The organism is Paraburkholderia ginsengisoli NBRC 100965 (assembly GCF_000739735.1).
Lineage (GTDB): Bacteria > Pseudomonadota > Gammaproteobacteria > Burkholderiales > Burkholderiaceae > Paraburkholderia > Paraburkholderia ginsengisoli.
The window spans coordinates 1-809 of the sequence record NZ_BBJF01000048.1; the positions used below are offsets into that span (position 1 = coordinate 1).

1 protein-coding gene is annotated in these 809 nt (G+C 55.3%); it reads right to left on the minus strand.

The annotated features are described in order from the left end of the window. Positions 1–39: 39 nt before the first annotated feature. The gene (locus tag BGI01S_RS28825) at positions 40–759 is read right to left on the minus strand and encodes an IS6 family transposase (protein WP_042329830.1); all 720 of its coding nucleotides are present in this window, start codon (positions 757–759) and stop codon (positions 40–42) included. Positions 760–809: the final 50 nt, after the last annotated feature.

The following is an 809-nucleotide window of genomic DNA, read 5'->3' on the forward strand; positions in this document are numbered from 1 at the left end:
GCCGGTGGGGCCGAAATTTCTTTAATAAATAAGGATGCCTTATTTACTGAACAGGACGGCATTCCAGACGTAAGGTGCAGCGCTAGCCTTGAGCCCGAGAGTACAGAGGTCGAACTGACGCTTGCGAATGCGGTGCATCAACTCAATGCCTGAAATCGTGGTCGCGGCATTCCAGAACCGTTTGAAACCGAGCATCACGTTCGTTCTGAACTTGATGTTGCGATGATCCTGTTCGATCAGATTGTTCAGGTACTTCGAGGTCCGGACCTCCGTGTCCTCAGGCAGCAGGCCACCGGCCTTCATCTCGCGCATCGCCCGGTGCGAGGCGGCATATCCATCGAGCGTGATCGTCTCCGGCGGCTGGCCCTGATGCTTGATAGCCTTGCTGAAAAAGGCCTTGGCTGCAGTTACATCGCGCCTGGCTCTGAGCATGAAGTCCACTGTCTGGCCGTCTCGATCTACCGCCCGGTAGAGATAGACCCATTTGCCGCGAATCTTCAGATAGGTCTCATCAACGCGCCACGACCGGCCTGCTGGTATAGCAAACTGATTCCAGCGCTTGACGAACTCTGGTGTAAAACGCTTCACCCACCGCAAGATCGTCGTGTGTGCCAGCGAAAGTCCCCGCTCGGCCATCATCTCGACCAGATCGCGCAGGCTGAGCTTGTAGCGAAGGTACCAGCGCACACAAAGAACAATGATTTCCCGATCAAAATGCCTCCCGTCGAACATCCCTTCCATACCTTTTCGCTTGTTCATCATCGGCTACCCGTTCTTCGGGCTGACAACTCTAACCGATTCCCCGACCC

What these genes read in the sequence shown, in the direction of transcription:
- BGI01S_RS28825 (WP_042329830.1), bottom strand. Translation starts at nt 759, where the DNA reads ATGAACAAGCGAAAAGGTATGGAAGGGATGTTCGACGGGAGGCATTTT.